The organism is Zhihengliuella alba (assembly GCF_039538765.1).
Taxonomy (GTDB): Bacteria; Actinomycetota; Actinomycetes; order Actinomycetales; family Micrococcaceae; genus Zhihengliuella; species Zhihengliuella alba.
In genome coordinates, this window is sequence record NZ_BAABCJ010000001.1 from 94,724 (window position 1) to 110,242 (window position 15,519).

Below are 15,519 nucleotides of genomic sequence, written 5' to 3' on the forward strand. Positions count from 1 at the left end.
ACTCAGGGAATAGCCAGCGTCGGCCGGTCGTTGACTCTAGAACACCGGGCGGACCGCCGGGTGACGGAGCACCGGGAGTGAGGTGGGGATGCGCGCAGGAGGAGTCCTGTTGGAGGCGCCGAGCCCGAGCGTAGACTGGGCGGCGATGACCGATTCAACAGATGGCCTGATCACAGCGGACTCCGACGGAGCCGTGGCGGAGACCGACGCAGAGCGGGACGCCCGCTTCGAGGCCGATGCGCTGCAGTACGTCGACCAGTTGTACTCGGCAGCCCTGCGCATGGCGCGCAACCCCAGCGACGCCGAGGACCTCGTCCAGGAGGCCTACGCGAAGGCGTACTCGGCGTTCCACCAGTACAAGCCGGGCACCAACCTCAAGGCCTGGCTCTACCGGATCCTGACCAACACGTACATCAACCTCTACCGGAAACGGCAGCGGGAGCCGCAGCGCTCGAGCACCGACACGGTGGAGGAGTGGCAGATGGCGCAGGCCGCCGAGCACACGTCCACCGGGCTGCGGTCCGCGGAGGCCGAGGCCCTGGACCACCTGCCGGACTCGGCGGTGAAGGACGCGCTCGCGGCCATTCCCGAGGAGTTCCGGCTCGCGGTCTACTTCACGGACGTGGAGGGGTACGCGTACAAGGAGGTCGCCGAGATCCTCGGCGTGCCGATCGGCACCGTCATGTCGCGCCTCCACCGCGGCCGCAAGCAGCTGCGCGAACTCCTGGCGGACTACGCCGCCGAGCGCGGAGTGGGGCGGCGGAACGGCGGCGGCAAGACGGCGGGCACCGAGACGGCAGGCAAGAAGGCAACGGGCGCCGGAACGACGGGCACTGAGCAGGAGAAGAAGTAAATGGGCGACTGCAACTCGCTGGGCGACTGCGATGACACGCGCATCGAGCGCCTCTACGAATACCTGGACGGTGCGCTGTCCAAGGAGGATCTGAACGACGTCAAGCGCCACCTGGAGCATTGCTCGGAGTGCGCGCAGGAGTACGACCTCGAGTGCATCATCCGCTCCGTCGTGCGGCGGAGCTGCACGGACACGGCTCCGCAGACGTTGAAGAGCCGGATCATGCTGCGGATCAGCGAGATCCGGATCGAGGTGGGCCACGGCTGATCCGTGGACGCCGTTGCCCGGAGGGGCGACGGGTCTCGCCGCAGACGCAGGAGGCCGGCACCAGTTCGACTGGTGCCGGCCTCCTGCGCTTCGCGGCGGGAGGAGTCCCGCCGAGGTGCTGCCTAGCTGTTGGGACGCTTGCCGTGGTTCGCCCCGCCACGCTTGCGGTCGCGACGCTTGCGAGCTCGCTTGCTCATGGTGACTCCTTCGTTCGATCGTTCATCCGAAAAGGACTGCCCACTAGTCTTCCATACCGGCGGGGCCGGTCCTAACGCGGCGCGTCCTCAGCCGACGGATGGCTCGGCGATTCCGAGCCACTGGTACCAGCCCCGGTGCAGGACGAGCCAGGCGATGAGACCGTGGCCGGCCTGCCCCGGCATGCCCGAGTTCGCCGCCAGGTCCGAGCGCCACTGCTGGTGGTTCTGGAGCGGGGAGAACGTGTCCACGAAAGCGTGGTGCCGGCGGCTCGTGACGTCGCCGTAGGCGGCAGAGAGCTCGGCCAGGCGGCTGTTCCGCTCGGCGTCGAGGCTCGGGGGAGGACCGACCACCAGGGCCTTGATGCTCGACTGCGAGGCGGCGTCGAGGATGTTCGCCAGGTTCAGCCGGCTCCGGGCCGTCGAGAGGTCGCCGTCGAGGTCCGCGTCGGAGAGCGCGATGACCACGCGGTTCTCGGCTGCCTCGGAGAAGCGGGGCCCCGCCTCGGCCAGCCAGCGCTGGGCGAGCGCCTCGGTGCCCTCCCGCGGCGAGGCGAGCTGGAAGCTCTCGATCCGCACGTCGTCGTTCTGGGTGCGGGCCAGGACGCGGCCGTACCAGCCGAGTGCCCGCGGATCCCCGTGCCCGGCCAGCAGTTCGTCGCCGACCGCGACGAGGCGGATAATGCGCTGTTCCACGAATGACCTTTCTGGTGGGGTTAGGGCAACCCTAGCAACGCGCCCTGGTAGTCGAGTGTGTCGGCGTGGCCGGCACGGAGCACGAGGGGGACGGACGCGGCCGCGTCCGTCCCCCTCGTGCTCCAGCCTGCTAGCCCTGGTGCGAGAACACCTGGTTGAGCAGGGTGGCCTGCTCGACCTCGTGGCGCTTGTGCGAGCCCGCCGCCGTCGACGCCGAGGCCGGGCGTGCGGCGATCTGTAGCTCACGGTCGAGCTGGTCCGCCAGGTTCAGGCCGATGAACGGCCAGGGGCCCTGGTTCTGCGGCTCGTCCTGGGCCCAGACGACGTCGGCGTTCGGGTACTTCGCCAGCTCGGCGCGGATCTCCTCCACCGGGAGCGGGTAGAGCTGCTCCACGCGGAGGATGGCGGTCGTCCCGTCCTCGGCCTTCTTCCGGGCGGCCGCCAGATCGTAGTACAGGCGGCCGGAGACCAGCACCACGCGCTTGACCTGCGTCGCGTCCAGCTCGCCGGCGTCCGGGATGACCTTCTGGAACTCGCCCTGGGTGAAGTCCTCGACGGAGGAGGCCGCGGCCTTCAGGCGCAGCAGCTGCTTCGGGGTGAAGACCACCAGCGGCTTGCGCGGCCGGGCGTAGGCCTGCCGGCGCAGCAGGTGGAAGTGGTTCGCACCCGTGGTGGGGTTGGCGACGACCATGTTGTCCTCGGCGCACATCTGCAGGAAGCGTTCGATGCGGGCGGAGGAGTGGTCCGGCCCCTGGCCCTCGTAGCCGTGCGGCAGGAGGAGGACCACCGACGAGCGCTGGCCCCACTTCTGCTCCGCCGAGGAGATGAACTCGTCGATCACGGTCTGCGCGCCGTTGACGAAGTCGCCGAACTGCGCCTCCCAGAGCACCAGGGTGTCCGGGCGCTCGACCGAGTAGCCGTACTCGAAGCCCATCGCGGCGTACTCGCTCAGCAGCGAGTCGTAGATGCGCACGTCGGCCTGGTCGTCGGAGAGGTGCTGCAGCGGCACCCATTCCTCGCCGTTGGACCGGTCGTGGAACACGGCGTGGCGCTGGACGAAGGTGCCGCGGCGCGAGTCCTGGCCGGCCAGGCGCACCGGGACGCCCTCGACCGCCAGCGAGCCGAACGCTGCCATCTCGGCGAAGCCCCAGTCGATCCCGCCCTCGGTGGCCATCTTGTGCCGGCGCTCCAGCAGCGCCTTCAGCTTCGGGTGGACCGTGAACGTCTCGGGGATCTCCGTGTGGACCTCGCCGATCCGGGCGAGCGTCTCGGCGCTGATGGCGGTCGACCGGTGGCCGGACACGCCCTCGTCGCGCTGCGAGTCCGGCAGCTCCAGGTCGTTGACCGTGCCGTCCGCGCTGATGACCGGGATGGGCGACGTCTGGGCGGCGTGGGTCTCCGAGAAGACGCGCTCGAGACGCTCCTGGTAGTCGCGCAGCGCCTGGTCGGCCTCCTCCTGCGTGATGTCGCCGCGGCCGACGAGGGCCTCGGTGTACAGCTTGCGGGTGGAGCGCTTCGCCTCGATGAGGTTGTACATCATCGGCTGGGTCATCGACGGGTCGTCGCCCTCGTTGTGGCCGCGGCGGCGGTAGCAGACGAGGTCGATGACGACGTCCTTGTTGAACTTCTCCCGGTACTTGAACGCGAACTGCGCCACGCGCACCACGGCCTCGGGGTCGTCCCCGTTGACGTGGAATACCGGGGCCTGGATCATCTTCGCGACGTCCGTGGAGTACACGGAGGAGCGGGACGCTGTCGGAGCCGTGGTGAATCCGACCTGGTTGTTCACCACGACGTGGATGGTGCCGCCCGTGCGGTATCCGCGCAGCTGGGACAGGTTCAAGGTCTCCGCGACCACGCCCTGGCCGGCGAACGCGGCGTCGCCGTGGACGAGGATCGGCAGGACGGAGAAGCCGTCGCTGCCCTTGTTCAGCCGGTCCTGCTTGGCGCGGGCGATGCCCTCGAGCACCGGGTTCACGGCCTCGAGGTGGGACGGGTTGGCCGCCAGGTAGACCTTGGTCTCGTTGCCGTGGTCCGAGACGTACTTGCCCTCGGTGCCCAGGTGGTACTTGACGTCGCCGGAGCCCTGGACCGAGCCGGGCACCTGGGTGCCCTCGAACTCGCGGAAGACCTGCGCGTAGGTCTTGCCGGCGATGTTCGTCAGCACGTTGAGCCGGCCGCGGTGGGCCATGCCGATGGTGACCTCGTCCAGGCCCTGGTCCGCGGCGTCGGAGATGATCGCGTCCAGCAGGGGGATCAGCGATTCGCCGCCCTCGAGGGAGAAGCGCTTCTGGCCGACGAACTTCGTCTGCAGGAACGTCTCGAACGCCTCGGCGGCGTTGAGCTTGCCGAGGATGCGCAGCTGCTCCTCGCGCGTCGGCTTGGAGTACTCGTGCTCGAGCTCGTCCTGGAACCAGTCGCGCTCGACCGGGTCCTGGATGTGCATGTACTCGATGCCGGTGGTGCGGCAGTAGGAGTCGCGCAGGACGCCCAGGATCTTGCGCAGCTTGAGGCGGGGCTTGCCGCCGAAGCCGCCGGTGACCCACTCGCGGTCCAGGTCCCAGAGCGTCAGGCCGTAGGTCTGGATGTCCAGGTCCGGGTGACGGCGCTGGACGTACTCGAGCGGGTTCGTGTCCGCCATCAGGTGGCCGCGGACGCGGTAGGCGTGGATCAGCTGCTGGATGCGCGCGATCTTGTTGACCTCGAGGTCCACGTCGACCTGGTTGTCCGCGACCCAGCGGACGGGCTCGTACGGGATGCGGAGGGCCTCGAAGATCTCGTCGTAGAAGCCCTGCTCGCCGAGCAGCAGGCTCTCCACGATGCGCAGGAACTCGCCGGAGCCGGCGCCCTGGATCACGCGGTGGTCGTAGGTGGAGGTCAGCGTGATGATCTTGCCGATGCCCTGGTTGGCGATGGTCTTCTCTGCGGCCCCGCGGAACTCGGCCGGGTACTCCAGCGCGCCGACGCCGACGATGGTGGCCTGCCCCTTGGACAGTCGCGGCACGGAGTGGACGGTGCCGATGCCGCCGGGGTTGGTCAGGGACACCGTGGTGCCGGCGTAGTCGTCGGCCGTGAGCTTGTTGCTGCGGGCGCGGCGGATCAGGTCCTCGTACGCGTTCCAGTACTCGGTGAAGTTGAGGGTCTCGGCCTTCTTGAGGTTCGGCACCGCGAGCATGCGCGAGCCGTCCGGCTTCGGGAGGTCGATCGCGATGCCGAAGTTGACGTGCGCGGGCTGCACGGCGGCGGGCTTCCCGTCGACCTCGGCGTACGTCACGTTCTGCGAGGGGAAGAGCTTCAGGGCGCGGACGACGGCGAAGCCGATGAGGTGCGTGAAGGAGACCTTGCCGCCGCGGGCGCGGGCGAGGTGGTTGTTGATGACGATGCGGTTGTCGATCAGCGCCTTCGCGGGGACGGCGCGCACCGTCGTGGCCGTCGGGACGGTCAGCGACGCCTCCATGTTGGTGGCGATGGCCTTGGCCGGCCCGCGCAGCGGGGAGACCTTGTCCTCCTCCGTCGACTCGACGGGCTCGGACTTGGGCAGCTCGGCCGGGATCGGCGCGGCCTTGGCGGGCTTCTTCGCCTCTTCCTTCGGCTCATCCTCGGCGGGGGCCTTGGCGTCGGATCCCTTCGCCCCGGCGTCGCTCTTGCCGGGCTCGCTGGGGACGCGGTTCGCGGACTCCTCGGCGGTGGACTCGCTCGAGGCGTCGGCGGTCGCCCTGGTCGAGTCGACGACGCGGGCGTGGGTGGCCGCCGCACGCGGGGCGGACTGGGCCGATCCCTTCGTCGTGTCGGCCTCGGCGGGCGTCGCTGCCTCCCGGCTCGGGGCGGCGTCGCTGCCGTCCTCGAACGATTCGAAGATGTCCCACCACTTCTTGTCGACGGAGTTCTTGTCCTTGCGGTACTGCTGGTACAGCTCCTCGACAAGCCACTCGTTGCCTCCGAATTCCTCCGTCAGCTGGTGGTGCGGTTGATCTGGCACGTTGATACGCCTCTTCCTTGGGTTGCCTCGCCGCAAGCACCGCGCGGTCATCCCGCTACAGTGCAGTTTTGGACCTCGAGCCAGTCTAGTGACAATCGCGGCGCCGTTGCGAATCTTCGCGGGGGCGACGAGGCGGGGGCGTTTCCCCCTGCGACGAGCGGTCCGGGCGCGGTCCGTCGCCCGGCTGGTCAGCCCCCTTCGGGCGGGGTCTGCGCGGGCCGGGAGACGTCGTCGTGCGGCGTGTCGTCCGAGATCGCGTCGTCGAGGGCCGCGAGGAGCCGCGCGTCGCCGATGACCCGGAAGTGCCCCATGGCTTCGAGCTCGACGTTGGTGGCGCCGGCGAGTCGGCTGCCACCGGGGATGTGGGGGTCGAAGCTGGCGTAGATGCTGGTGATCCGCTCGTTGACGTGCAAATTCTCCCGCAGCTGCCGCAGGGTGGCGTTCCTGGGGGAGAAGGCCCGGATGCTCGGGATCAGGAAGAAGTCGGCGTAGACCGAACCGGAGAAGGGCGAGTTCACGGCCACGAGCCGGGACACGCGGTCGGACGCGCCCGGCATCGTCATGAGGTACTTCCCGATCAGCCCGCCCTTGCTGTGGGCCACGAGGATCACGTCGTGCAGCCCGCGCTCCTCGAGGAAGGCGGCGACGAGGGCGGCCATCGCCGGGACCGTGCCGCGGTTGTAGCCCAGCCGCGAGACGACGTGCACGGGGTGCCCGGCCCGGTGGAGGTGCTCGGCGACCGGGTGCATGAACTGCCAGTTCTCGTAGATCCCGGGCAGGAGCACCACGGGTTGCCTCGCGGATCCCTCCGGCCGTCGCGCGTACGCCGCGGCCTCCCGCGGGAAGAGGAAGCCGTGCACCTGCCAGTACCCGACGTACGCGTAGTCGAGGGCCCAGGCCACTCCGAGCCGGACACGCTCCCGGAGCCAGCCCAGCGCCCTGCGCCAGCCGGTTCCCCGCCAGCCCGTTCCCCGCCAGCCCGTTCGCCGGCGGCTGGCACCCGCGGGCCGGGGCTCCCGTCGCCGGGGCTCCCGTCGCCGGGGCTCCCGTCGCCGGGGCCGCTGGACCTCGGGGGCAGACGGTGCCGCCGCGGCGTCGTCTGCGCCGCGGCCGGCGGGCAGGCACAGCCGGCAGACGGCGCGGGGGTCTCCGAACATCGCCAGGTGCGCCTGGCCCGGGACCTCGGAGACCGCCGCTCCGGGGCTGACCCGGCGGAGGCGCTCCAGCCAGTCCGGCGGGGCGATCGGGTCCAGCGCTCCGCGGGCCAGGCGCACGGGGCAGCGAACCCGGGGCAGGGCGTCCTCCAGGCGGTGCTCGAGCATCGCCCCGAGGGTGCGGAAGTACCAGACCGGCCCGGCGCGGAAGTAGTCGGAGAGGACCACGGCGTTGGCCGCCGCTGACTCGCGCAGCATGTCCTGGGCGAGCCGGAGTCCCTGGCGCGGCGCGGACCGCTCCCGGTCGTTCACCGTGGGGCCGAGCAGCACCAGCGTCCCGGCCAGCCCCGGGTGCCGGGCCGCGGCCTCGGCCGCGATCTGACAGCCCATCGACTGCCCGACCAGGACGACTTCGTCGAGGCCGGCTCGGCGCAGGGCCCCGGCGACGGCGTCGGCGAACTCGGGGATGGAGAGCGTGCGGCGCGGCCGCGGGGTGGTGCCGAAGCCCGGGAGCTCGATCGCGTGCACGGCTGTCCGGGCGGCGAGCACGGCCGCGAGCGGTTCGAAGTACCGCGGCGAGACGCCGATCCCGTGGACCAGCACCACGGGCGCGTCCGAGCCGCGGAGCCGCCCGGTGGAGAGGACGTCCACCTGCAGCCCGTCGACGGCGAAACGATCCCTGCGCTCCCAGGGGCTCCGGGGCGACCGGCCCCGGGGGGAGCGCGCCTTCGGAAAAGTGGCCATGCCTCACAGTAGGCGCCGTCGGCCGAGCGCGGCAGGCCGCCCGGCCGCCGGGGCAGGGCGTGTCGCGGACACCTGCAAGGCATCGGATTTTGCCTCTAGACTGGAGGCCTTATGGACAGTCACTCTCTTGGCCGGCCCGTCGCTACCGTAAAGGGTGCGCGAAGTGCCGGCATCGCCCCAGTCTCTGTTTCCCACCACACCCCCTCCCACCGGGCCGCCTCCGGCCCAGCGGCCTCCGACGCCGCGCCGGGCCCGTCGGTCCGCCCCGACCACAGCCCGGTCACCGAGGACGCGTCCGGTGACGCGTCCAGCTCGGAGCCCTCCAGACGGGCCCTGCCCGCGTCCGCCCCGGCAGGATCGCGGGGGGAGCTCTGAGATGGAATTCCTCTACCTCGGCTTCGGCCTCCTCCTGATCCTCGGCACCGGGTTCTTCGTCGCCGTCGAGTTCTCCCTCGTCGCCCTGGACCAGGGCAGCGTCCGCGCGGCCGTGAACGCCGGCGACACCAAGGCGGAGCCGCTCCTGCGCTGCCTCCGCTCGCTCTCGACCCAGCTCTCCGCCTGCCAGCTCGGCATCACCGTCACCACGTTGCTGACCGGCTACGTCATGGAGCCATCGGTCGGCCGCCTCCTGACGCCCGTGCTCGAGGGCTGGGGCCTCGGCTCGGCGGCCGCTCCCGTCTCCCTCATCGTGGCCATGGTGCTCGCGACGCTGCTCTCGATGCTCATCGGCGAGCTGGTTCCCAAGAACCTCGCCATTGCGAAGGCCTTCCCGCTGGGCCGGGCGCTCGCCCGCCCGCAGCTGATGTTCACCGCCGTGTTCCGCCCGGCCATCGTGGTCCTCAACGGGTTCTCCAACCAGGTCCTGCACCGGTTCGGGCTGGAGGCCAAGGAGGAGCTCTCCAGCGCCCGGAGCCCGCAGGAGCTCGCCTCGCTCGTGCGCCGCTCGGCCGATCTGGGGACGCTGGACCGGGACACCGCGAACTTCCTCTCCCGCTCCCTGCGGTTCTCCGAGCGGACGGCGGCCGACGTCATGACGCCACGGCCGCGCATGGAGGCCGTGCGCGCGGACGAGCCGCTGGTGGAGGTCATCGGGCTCGCCCGCCGCACCGGCTACTCCCGCTTCCCGGTCATCGGCGAGTCGGCCGACGACATCCTGGGCGTCACCCACGTGAAGAAGGCAGTCTCGGTCCCGCGCGAGAAGCGGGCCGGCCTGGTGGCCGCCAACATCATGTCGGACATCATCTCGGTCCCCGAGACGGTGCATCTGGACTCGCTCCTCTCCGACCTGCGGGAGGCCAACCTGCAGGTCGCCGTCGTCCTGGACGAGTACGGCGGGACCGCCGGAATCGTCACGCTGGAGGACCTCGTCGAGGAAATTGTCGGGGACGTCGCGGACGAGCACGACCGGACGCTGCCCGGCGTCCTCCAGGCCGCCGGCGGGGACTGGTACTTCCCGGGTCTGCTCCGGCCCGACGAGGTCGGGGAGCAGATCAAGGGCCTGACGATCCCTGACGACGCCGCCTACGACACGGTGGGCGGCTTCCTCATGGACCAGCTCGGGCGCATCCCCGCCGTCGGGGACTCCGTCGAGTGCGACTACGGCACGCTCGAGGTCGTCCGCATGGACGGACGCCGTGTGGACCGGGTCAGGTTCGTCCCCACCCCGGGCGACGAGGCGGACCGTGAGCGTGGCGCCGTCGACGGCCGCGCCGACGAGGAGGGGAGCACGCGATGAACGACTGGATGGGCATCTTCTGGCTCGTGGTCCTGCTGATCGGCAACGCGTTCTTCGTGGCCGCCGAGTTCGCGGTCATGTCCGCGCGCCGCAGCCAGGTCGAGCCCCTCGCCGAGTCCGGCAACCCCCGGGCCAGGACGGCGCTGTACGCGATGGAGCACGTCTCGCTCATGCTGGCCGTCTGCCAGCTGGGCATCACCGTGTGCTCCCTCCTGATCCTGAACGTCGCCGAACCGGCGATCCACCACCTGGTCGCCGGCCCGCTGGAGGCCGTCGGCGTCCCGTACGCCGTCGCCGGACCGGCGGGCTTCGTCGTCGCACTGCTGCTGGTGACCTTCCTGCACGTGACGTTCGGCGAGATGGTCCCGAAGAACATCGCCGTCTCCGTCGCGGACCGCGCCGTGGTCCTGCTGGCGACTCCGCTGGTCGCCCTCTCCAAGGTGTCCTACCCGGTCGTGGCGCTGCTCAACTGGGTGGCCAACGGCCTGCTGCGCCTGATGCGCGTCGAGCCGAAGGACGAGGTGACGTCGACGTTCACGCTCGAGGAGGTCCACAGCATCGTCGCCGAGTCCACGCGGGAGGGCCTGGTCGACGACGAGTCCGGGGTGATCTCCGGGGCGCTCGAGTTCTCCGAGCACGTGGCCGGCGGGCTCATGGTCCCGCTCCACGAAGTAGTGGCCCTCCCGGGCACCACGACCCCGACCGAGTTCGAGCGAGCCGTGGGCAGGACGGGATTCTCCCGCTTCGTGATGGAGGACGAGGGCGGCGACCTGGCGGGCTACCTGCACCTCAAGGACGTCATGAGCATCCCCCCGCACCGCTCCGACGACCCGATCCCGGTCACCCGCCTGCGCTCGCTGGCCAACATCGGGTACGACGCCGAGGTGGAGGACGCGCTCTCGGTCATGCAGCGCACGGGCTCGCACCTGGCGCGCGTGATCGACGCCGAGGGGGAGACCCGGGGGATCCTCTTCCTCGAGGACGTGATCGAGGTACTGGTCGGCGAGATCCGCGACGCCACGCAGTCCCGCGGCGCGCGGCGCCGGGGAGGCCCGAGCGGGTCGAGTGCCGCGACCCCGTAGCCGCCGGCCTAAATGAAAATCATTCGCATGTGATGTAGGGTAGGGGCGTTCGGCCGGGGCTCGACCCCCGCCCGGACGCCCCATTCTCGAACTCGCGCCGGCGGGGGACACGTCTCCCGCCGCGCCGATGCGAAAGGCAGGCCATTCCGTGCGCCGTCGTCCCCTCCCGCTCCTCGCCGTCGGTCTCACCGCCGGGACCCTGGTCCTCGCCGGTTGCTCCACCGACCCCGCCTCCGGCGGCGGGGACGACGCCGGTATCACGGTCGTCGCCTCAACGAGCGTCTACGGCGACATCGCCGAGCAGATCGGCGGCGACGGCGTCGAGGTCGACTCGATCGTCGATTCGGTGGCGCAGGATCCGCACTCCTACGAGGCCACGGTGCAGGACAAGCTGGCCGTCTCCAAAGCCGACGTCGTCATCGCCAACGGGGGAGGCTACGACTCCTTCATGGAGCAGCTGATCGCCGACACCGATGTCGACCCAGCGAGTGTCGTCACCGTCTTCGAGCTCTCCGAGACGGCCCACTCCGACGGCGAGGCCGCCGGCGAGGAGCCCGCGGAGGAGGCCGAGCACGACCACGCCGCGGAGGATGAAGAGCACGACCACGCCGCGGAGGAGTCCGAGCACGACCACGCCGCGGACGGGCAGGCCGAAGAGGGGGCCGAGGAAGGCCATGACGGTCACGGCCACGAGGGGCACTCCCACGCGGAGGGTAACGAGCACGTCTGGTACGACTTCCACGTCATGCAGGCCGCCGTCGAGGAGGTGACGGCCGCACTGGTCGCCGCCGATCCCGAGGGGCAGTCGACGTACCAGGAGAACGCCGCCGCGCTGACGGCGGAGCTCGAGGCGCTCGAGGCCCGCGTTCAGGAGCTCTCCGCCACCGCGGACGGACGCAAGTACGCCATGACGGAGCCGCTCCCGTTCTACCTGATGGAGGAGGCGGGCCTGGCGGACGCGACCCCCGAGGGCTACAGCGAGACGGTCGAGGCCGGCGAGTCGGTGCCGCCGCTGCTCCAGAAGGAGCTGATCGACGCCCTGGGTGCCGGCGAGATCGCCGTGCTGGCGTACAACCCGCAGAGCGCCAGCCCCCAGACGGAGGCCGTGCGATCGGCCGCCGAGGAGGCGGGGGTCCCCGTCGTCGAGCTCACCGAGACGCTCCCGGACGATCAGGATTATGCTGACTGGATGTCCACGAACCTCGATGCCCTGGAGGCGGCCCTTGCCGGCTGATCCTCCCACCCCGCCCTCGGGCGCCAACCCCCCGGCGACGTCGAGCGGAACCGCGAGCGGCGTGGACCGTGCCGGCCTCCCGGCCTCAGTATCGCCCGCGGTGAGCCTGCGCGGGGCCACCATGGCCTTCGGCGACCGCGTCCTCTGGCAGGACCTGGATCTCGACGTGGCGCCCGGCGAGTTCGTGGCCGTCCTGGGGCCGAACGGCTCAGGCAAGTCGACGCTCCTGAAAGTGATCCTCGGCTTCAAGGAGCTCTCCGCCGGCACGGTGCGGATCGACGGCCGCGCCCCCGACCTGCGGGCGCGCAACGTCGGCATCATCCCGCAGCAGAAGTCGTTCGCCGAGGACACGCCCCTGCGGGCCCGCGACATGGTGGCCCTCGGCATCGACGGCCACCGCTGGGGACCGCGGCTGCTCGGTCGCAGGAGACTCGCGTCCCGCGTGGACGCGCTGCTCGAGAAGGTCGGCGCGTCGTCGTACGCGGACCAGCCCGTCGGCATCCTCTCCGGCGGCGAGCAGCAGCGGCTGCGCGCAGCCCAGGCTCTGGCCGACGATCCGAAACTGCTCCTCTGCGACGAGCCCCTGCTCTCGCTGGACCTGCACCACCAGCGCGCCGTGTCGTCGCTGATCCACCACCAGGCGTGCGACCACGGGGCCGCAGTCCTGTTCGTGACCCACGAGATCAATCCCGTCCTGCAGTACGTGGACCGGGTGGTGTACCTGGCGGGCGGCCGGTTCCACATCGGCACGGTGGACGAGGTGATGACCAGCGAGGTGCTCTCCGACCTCTACGACAGCCCGATCGAGGTCATCCGCACCAACGGACGCATCGTCGTCGTCGGCGTCCCGGAGACCATGGAGCACCCGCACGGCCTGCAGACCGAATCGATCCACGAGTCGGAAGACAACGCCCGATGAGCCCCAACGACCTCTGGTCGACCATCTTCTCGTTCGAGAACTACGCCGAACTGCTGCCGCTGGTGCAGAACTCGATCATCGCCGGCGCCCTGCTGGGCCTGGTCGGCGGCATGATCGGCGTCTTCGTCATGATGCGGGACATGGCCTTCGCCGTCCACGGCATCGCCGAGCTGAGCTTCGCCGGGGCGGCCTTCGCCCTCCTGATCGGCGCCAACGTCGTCGGCGGCTCGATCATCGGTGCCGTGCTCGCGTCCCTGGTCCTGGGGCTGATGGGCGCCCGGGCGAAGGACCGCAACTCCATCATCGGCGTGCTGATGCCCTTCGGCCTCGGTCTCGGCATTCTCTTCCTGGCCCTGTACGAGGGCCGAAGCGCCAACAAGTTCGGCCTGCTCACCGGCCAGATCGTGGCGGTGGACACCGTCCAGCTCGGTCTCCTGGCGGGCTGCGGCGCGGTCGTCATCGCCGGGCTGCTGGTCATCTGGAGGCCGCTCACGTTCGTCAGCGTCGACCCCGCCATCGCGGCCTCCCGCGGCGTGCCGGCCGGGTGGCTGTCCGTGGCCTTCATGGTCCTGCTGGGACTGGCGGTGGCGCTGTCCATCCAGATCGTCGGCGCCCTGCTGGTGCTCAGCCTCCTGATCACGCCGGCGGCCGCGGCTCTCGCGGTGACGGCCCGGCCGGGTCTGACGGTAGCGCTCTCGGTGGTGTTCGCCACCGTCTCCGTGGTGGGCGGCATCCTGCTGGCCCTCGCGGGCCGGCTGCCGATCAGTCCCTACGTCACCACGCTCTCGTTCCTGATCTACGCCGTGTGTCGGGTGATCGCGTGGCGGCGGACGCGGGTACGACGCCGGGTCGTCGCCTGACGCTCGTTCGCATTCCGTGCGGCGTCCGAACCCGAGCGGCGGTCGATCGCCGGCGGGCGCTCAGGTGCGCGAGCAGTCGGGGCAGAGCCCGAAGATCTCCACGGTGTGGCTCGGCTCGGTGAAGCCGTGCTCTGCCGCGATGCGCGCGGTCCACGCCTCAACGATGGGTGCCTCGATCTCCACGGCGCGGCCGCACTGGCGGCACACCAGGTGGTGGTGGTGCCCGGTGACCTCGCAGCGGCGGTAGATCGCCTCGCCCTCGCCCGAGCGCAGGACGTCCACGTCGCCGTCGTCCGCGAGGGACTGCAGGATCCGGTACACGGTGGCGAGCGAGACGCGGTGGTCCCGGTCGTGGAGCCACCGGTAGAGCTCCTGCGCGCTGACGAAGTCGTCGAGCTGCTCGAGTGCGCCGGTCACGGCCCGCCGCTGGCGGGTGACCCGGACGGTCCCTTCCCGGCCGTCGGAGCCCGGCGCGGAGGGCGCCGCGGCCGATCCCGCGGGGCCGGCCGCCTGCGCCGTGCTGCGGGTGGGGTCTGGCGTGCCGGACATGCTCGCTCGCTCCTGCTCGTCGGCTTCCTGAGAACCGTTCCAGCCTACCAGCGGGGGTTGACCGGGCCGCGCCAGTCATTAGGGTGTGAGCCATGGAACTCACGCGGTTCGAGCATTCCTGCGTCCGTCTGGAGCGAGACGGGCACGCCCTGGTCATCGACCCGGGCACGTTCGCCGATGCCGCCGGGGCGCTGGCGTCCGGACCCGTCGACGCGGTGCTCGTGACGCACGAGCATCCCGACCATCTGGACCACGACGTCGTCGTGCCGTGGCTCGCCGAGCACCCCGAGGTGCCGTTCCACGCGCCCGCCGGGGTCGTCCGCGACCTGCGCTCGCGACTGCCGGACCGGTCCGGCCTCCATCCCGTCGAGGCCGGGGAGCGGTTCGACGTGGCCGGTTTCGAGGTCCGCGCGGTCGGCGGGCAGCACGCCGTCATCCACCCCCTGATCCCGTATGTGGCCAACCTCGGCTACGTCGTCGACGGGAGCGTCTACCACCCGGGGGATGCGTTCACGGTCCCGCCGGACCGGATCGACACCCTGCTGGTCCCGCTCCATGCTCCGTGGTCCAGGAGCGCCGACGTCATCGACTTCCTGATCGCGGTCCGGCCCCGCCGGGCGGTCCCGATCCACGACGGACTCCTCAACGAACGCGGCCGCGGCCTGGTCCTCGAGCACGCCGCCCGGCTCAGCTCGCCCTTCGGCGTCGAGCTCGTCGACCCCGGCGCGGGCGAGACGCTGCGGGTCTGAGCCGCGCCCGCCGCTGTCCTCGGCCGGAGCCACGATCGGCCCGGCCCGTCGGGTACATTCGAGCCATGAGCACCATATTCACCAAGATCATCGACGGCGAGATCCCCGGGCGTTTCGTCTGGAGCGACGAGAGCGTCGTGGCTTTCCTGGACGTGCGGCCGCAGACGACGGGGCACGTCCTGGTGGTCCCACGGCGCGAGGTGGACCGGTGGACGGAGGCGGAGCCGGACCTGCTCGAGAAGGTCATGCGGGTCGCCCAGGCCATCGGCCACGCCCAGGTGCAGGTCTTCGGGTCCGCGCGGGCGGGCCTGACCGTGATGGGGTTCGAGGTACCGCACCTGCACGTCCACGTGTGGCCCGTGAACTCGATGGCGGACTACGACTTCGCCCACCCGCAGGGCGCGACGGACGACGAGAGCCTCGACGCGGCCGCCGGCTCGCTCCGGGAGGCGCTGCGCCGCGCCGGCCACGGCGACGCGGTCCCCACGGACTGAACAGGAGCCC

14 protein-coding genes are annotated in these 15,519 nt (G+C 70.9%); 9 read left to right on the forward strand and 5 right to left on the reverse strand.

The annotated features are described in order from the left end of the window. Positions 1-145: 145 nt before the first annotated feature. Complete coding sequence (locus ABD784_RS00465) at positions 146-853, forward strand: sigma-70 family RNA polymerase sigma factor (protein ID WP_344878389.1); 708 nt, start codon at positions 146-148, stop codon at positions 851-853. Then, positions 854-1,120, forward strand: coding sequence for a mycothiol system anti-sigma-R factor (rsrA, locus tag ABD784_RS00470; RefSeq protein WP_344878392.1), 267 nt, complete (start codon positions 854-856; stop codon positions 1,118-1,120). A gap of 122 nt (positions 1,121-1,242) precedes the next feature. Here rsrA and ABD784_RS14320 read toward each other — a convergent pair whose 3' ends face one another. The 4 genes from ABD784_RS14320 to ABD784_RS00485 all read right to left on the reverse strand — a co-directional run bounded on the left by ABD784_RS14320 (position 1,243) and on the right by ABD784_RS00485 (position 7,887). Next, positions 1,243-1,317, reverse strand: a complete 75-nt coding sequence (locus ABD784_RS14320) for a 50S ribosomal protein bL37 (RefSeq protein ID WP_369299107.1) — start codon at positions 1,315-1,317, stop codon at positions 1,243-1,245. A gap of 87 nt (positions 1,318-1,404) precedes the next feature. Further along, the gene (locus ABD784_RS00475) at positions 1,405-2,010 is read right to left on the reverse strand and encodes a GDSL-type esterase/lipase family protein (RefSeq protein ID WP_344878395.1); all 606 of its coding nucleotides are present in this window, start codon (positions 2,008-2,010) and stop codon (positions 1,405-1,407) included. Positions 2,011-2,140: 130 nt separating this feature from the next. Further along, positions 2,141-5,989, reverse strand: a complete 3,849-nt coding sequence (locus ABD784_RS00480; RefSeq protein WP_344878398.1) for a multifunctional oxoglutarate decarboxylase/oxoglutarate dehydrogenase thiamine pyrophosphate-binding subunit/dihydrolipoyllysine-residue succinyltransferase subunit — start codon at positions 5,987-5,989, stop codon at positions 2,141-2,143. A 188-nt stretch (positions 5,990-6,177) separates the two neighbouring features. Further along, positions 6,178-7,887, reverse strand: coding sequence for an alpha/beta hydrolase (locus ABD784_RS00485; protein WP_344878401.1), 1,710 nt, complete (start codon positions 7,885-7,887; stop codon positions 6,178-6,180). Positions 7,888-8,263: 376 nt separating this feature from the next. Between ABD784_RS00485 and ABD784_RS00490 the strand changes: the two genes are divergently transcribed. The 5 genes from ABD784_RS00490 to ABD784_RS00510 all read left to right on the forward strand — a co-directional run bounded on the left by ABD784_RS00490 (position 8,264) and on the right by ABD784_RS00510 (position 13,717). After that, positions 8,264-9,622, forward strand: a complete 1,359-nt coding sequence (locus ABD784_RS00490; RefSeq protein ID WP_344878404.1) for a hemolysin family protein — start codon at positions 8,264-8,266, stop codon at positions 9,620-9,622. After that, positions 9,619-10,704, forward strand: a complete 1,086-nt coding sequence (locus ABD784_RS00495; protein WP_344878407.1) for a hemolysin family protein — start codon at positions 9,619-9,621, stop codon at positions 10,702-10,704. The genes ABD784_RS00490 and ABD784_RS00495 overlap by 4 nt, the downstream gene beginning before the upstream one ends. Positions 10,705-10,852: 148 nt before the next feature. Continuing rightward, the gene (locus tag ABD784_RS00500; protein ID WP_344878410.1) at positions 10,853-11,938 is read left to right on the forward strand and encodes a metal ABC transporter solute-binding protein, Zn/Mn family; all 1,086 of its coding nucleotides are present in this window, start codon (positions 10,853-10,855) and stop codon (positions 11,936-11,938) included. A gap of 100 nt (positions 11,939-12,038) precedes the next feature. After that, positions 12,039-12,857, forward strand: a complete 819-nt coding sequence (locus ABD784_RS00505; protein WP_344878413.1) for a metal ABC transporter ATP-binding protein — start codon at positions 12,039-12,041, stop codon at positions 12,855-12,857. Next, the gene (locus tag ABD784_RS00510; RefSeq protein WP_344878416.1) at positions 12,854-13,717 is read left to right on the forward strand and encodes a metal ABC transporter permease; all 864 of its coding nucleotides are present in this window, start codon (positions 12,854-12,856) and stop codon (positions 13,715-13,717) included. Before ABD784_RS00505 ends, ABD784_RS00510 begins: the two co-directional genes overlap by 4 nt. Positions 13,718-13,777: 60 nt before the next feature. On the opposite strand, the gene ABD784_RS00515 is transcribed toward ABD784_RS00510, so the two are convergent. Continuing rightward, complete coding sequence (locus ABD784_RS00515; RefSeq protein WP_344878419.1) at positions 13,778-14,266, reverse strand: Fur family transcriptional regulator; 489 nt, start codon at positions 14,264-14,266, stop codon at positions 13,778-13,780. A gap of 92 nt (positions 14,267-14,358) precedes the next feature. On the opposite strand from ABD784_RS00515, the gene ABD784_RS00520 reads away from it, so the two are divergent. Continuing rightward, positions 14,359-15,015 carry an MBL fold metallo-hydrolase gene (locus ABD784_RS00520; protein ID WP_344878422.1) on the forward strand — a complete coding sequence of 219 codons (657 nt, stop codon included), beginning with the start codon at positions 14,359-14,361 and terminating at the stop codon, positions 15,013-15,015. 65 nt (positions 15,016-15,080) lie between these two features. Then, positions 15,081-15,509, forward strand: a complete 429-nt coding sequence (locus ABD784_RS00525; protein WP_344878425.1) for an HIT family protein — start codon at positions 15,081-15,083, stop codon at positions 15,507-15,509. Positions 15,510-15,519 lie beyond the last annotated feature (10 nt).

Coding starts and splice junctions, on each gene's coding strand:
- ABD784_RS00465 (WP_344878389.1), top strand. CDS start 146: ATGACCGATTCAACAGATGGCCTGATCACAGCGGACTCCGACGGAGCC.
- rsrA (WP_344878392.1), top strand. CDS start 854: ATGGGCGACTGCAACTCGCTGGGCGACTGCGATGACACGCGCATCGAG.
- ABD784_RS00485 (WP_344878401.1), bottom strand. CDS start 7,887: ATGGCCACTTTTCCGAAGGCGCGCTCCCCCCGGGGCCGGTCGCCCCGG.
- ABD784_RS00490 (WP_344878404.1), top strand. CDS start 8,264: ATGGAATTCCTCTACCTCGGCTTCGGCCTCCTCCTGATCCTCGGCACC.
- ABD784_RS00495 (WP_344878407.1), top strand. CDS start 9,619: ATGAACGACTGGATGGGCATCTTCTGGCTCGTGGTCCTGCTGATCGGC.
- ABD784_RS00510 (WP_344878416.1), top strand. CDS start 12,854: ATGAGCCCCAACGACCTCTGGTCGACCATCTTCTCGTTCGAGAACTAC.
- ABD784_RS00515 (WP_344878419.1), bottom strand. CDS start 14,266: ATGTCCGGCACGCCAGACCCCACCCGCAGCACGGCGCAGGCGGCCGGC.
- ABD784_RS00520 (WP_344878422.1), top strand. CDS start 14,359: ATGGAACTCACGCGGTTCGAGCATTCCTGCGTCCGTCTGGAGCGAGAC.
- ABD784_RS00525 (WP_344878425.1), top strand. CDS start 15,081: ATGAGCACCATATTCACCAAGATCATCGACGGCGAGATCCCCGGGCGT.